Genomic DNA, 2,535 nt, shown 5'->3' with positions numbered 1-2,535 from the left:
TCGATGTCAACACGCCATTAGCGTGTTTGATGCGCTTCATAGCGTCTATGGAATGCAGGCCCGGCCTAAACTGGCCGAGCCTGCGATGCTCACTAAGCTGACTAAGCTAACTTACCAAATTTTTACGCGTTTTTCTGGGGCGATATACATAGCATCCCCGGGTTTAACATCGTAGGTCGTGTAGAATTCTGGCATGTTAGACAATGCACCGAGGGCGCGGAATTCGGCCGGGGAGTGCGGATCGGTTGCGACGCGGTTACGCAGTGCTTCTTCTTTGGCTTTTGCGCGCCAAATTTGGGTGAAGCCGATAAAGAAGCGTTGGTCACCGGTTAAGCCGTCAATCACTGGGGCTTCTTTGCCGTTGAGGGATTTTTTATAGGCCCGGTAGGCGATGGTCACACCGGATAAGTCACCGATGTTTTCGCCTAAGGTTAAGCTGCCGTTGACATGCAAATCATCAAATACCGAGTAACCATTGTATTGGGCAATCAGTGCTTTACCGCGCTCTGAAAACTCTTTTAAATCCTGCTCGGTCCACCAGTCGCGCATATTGCCTTCGCCATCAAATTTCGCCCCTTGGTCGTCAAAACCATGGCCCATTTCGTGGCCGATCACCGCGCCAATGCCGCCGTAGTTTACCGCATCGTCAGCCTGCAAGTTAAAGAATGGCGGTTGCAGAATGGCGGCTGGGAACACGATTTCATTCATGGTGGGATTGTAGTAAGCATTGACGGTTTGTGGCGTCATGTGCCATTCATCGCGATCGATAGGCGCACCGAGTTTGGCTAAGGATTTACTGTGTTCAACTTGGCTAGCTCGGGTAGCGTTACCGAATAAATCATCGGCCTTAATGGTGAGCTTGCTGTAATCTTCCCATTTATTCGGGTAACCGATTTTAGGATTAAATTTGGCTAATTTGTCGGCGGCAGCCACTTTAGTGGCATCGCTCATCCAGGTGAGTTCTTTAATGCTATCGCCATAGGCACCGCGCAGGTTTTCGACTAAGGCTTGCATGCGCTCTTTGGCTTGCGGGGTAAAGTGGCGCTTGACGTACACTTTGCCGACCACTTCGCCGAGTAGGCTGTTAACGGTCGCTACGCCGCGTTTCCAACGGGGCTCAGGCTCGGCTTGGCCGTTTAAGGTTTTGGCGAAAAAGGCAAAGTTTTCATTGTCGAGGGCTTCGGTTAAGTTGCTCGCGGCCCGCGTGAGGGTTTGCCACTGCAGGTAGGTTTGCCAAGTGGCGAGATCGGTGGTTTTGATGATCTCGTTTAAGCCTTGGATATAGCTGGGCTGGTTAATAATAATATCCGTTTGTTTGTCTGCACCTAATACCGCCAAATATCCCGTCCAATCGATGTCCGGTGCCAGCTTAGGCAGATCTTTTACTTGGTAAAGATTGTAGGTTTTAGTGCTATCGCGGGTTTGGACCACATCCCAGTGTTTTTCGGCGATGGCGGTTTCAAGGGCAAGGATCGTCTCTGCGCTCGCTTTGGGGTTGGCAAGGCCGGCCAGCGTGAACATTTTTTCAATATGGGCTAAATAGGCCTTACGGATATTCACAAAACGTTCCGCTTGATTAAAGTAATAATCCTTTTCTGGCAGGCTCAGGCCATATTGATACAGGTGGGTGGCATAGCGGCTGGAGTTTTTGGCATCGATATCAATATAAAATGCCATGGGCGTGCCGCCACCGATAATTTGGCTGTGGGCGAAATATCTCACCAATTCATTTTTATCTTTTAAGGCGGCAATCGCGTCTAACTCGCCTTGGATAGGGCTTATTCCCAGTTTATTGAGGGTCGCGGTATCCATAAATGAGCGATACAAATCGGCCACTTTTTGCTCATCACTGCCGATGATCAAGTTGGGCATAGCGGCGACCTGCTCAATAATGGCTTTCACATCGTCACGGGATTTTTCACGCAGATCATAAAAGGCGCCAATGCTGGTGCGATCGCTTGGAATTTCAGTGTTTTTTAGCCAAGTACCATTCACATATTGATAGAAATCGTCCTGAGGGCGAATGCTGTTATCAAAATGGGCAAATTCAATCCCTGAACCCAACGCTTGGCTAACCGCCGTCGCCGTTTGGCTGGCCTCTGGGGATTTGACTGCGGTGGTAGGATTGTTACAGGCACTTAGGCCTGCGATAAGTGACACACACAGACCACCAATGAGTACTTTTCTCATGTTGTTTCCTTCGCGTTGGTTTTTATGCCCAAGTTATTGGGGCTGTTATGTTAGCAAATATAGGGATGCTTTAGCTGCAATGGGGCGTATGTTAATGCGTAACGGGGAATCTAAACAAGATGGTTACAGGCTTTGGTGCAGATTTATCTTAGGCGAGTTGTAACTAAAAATGACTGTGCCACTTTTGCCGGTTTTTACCTGCCATCGACGAGGCTTATTTTACTGTGGCGGGGGGGATTAAGCTGCGCGGATGTTCACTGTACGGCACTCGTTGGGCGAGGTTAAACCGGGAACCGGGGATATTAAATAGAGGTGTTAAATAACGGGGGGCAGGGCGCCGGCACA

General features: G+C 49.5%; 1 protein-coding gene. It reads right to left on the bottom strand.

The annotated features are described in order from the left end of the window. Positions 1 to 111 precede the first annotated feature (111 nt). On the bottom strand, positions 112 to 2,190 hold the full coding sequence (locus ACRCZA_RS09765) for a M13 family metallopeptidase (protein ID WP_438674252.1): 2,079 nt from the start codon (positions 2,188 to 2,190) through the stop codon (positions 112 to 114). Between the last annotated feature and the right edge of the window lie 345 nt (positions 2,191 to 2,535).

The organism is Shewanella sp., from assembly GCF_051658185.1.
Classification (GTDB): domain Bacteria; phylum Pseudomonadota; class Gammaproteobacteria; order Enterobacterales; family Shewanellaceae; genus Shewanella.
The sequence above is the reverse complement of the archived record's forward strand: the minus strand, read 5'-3'. Positions and strand labels throughout refer to the sequence as shown.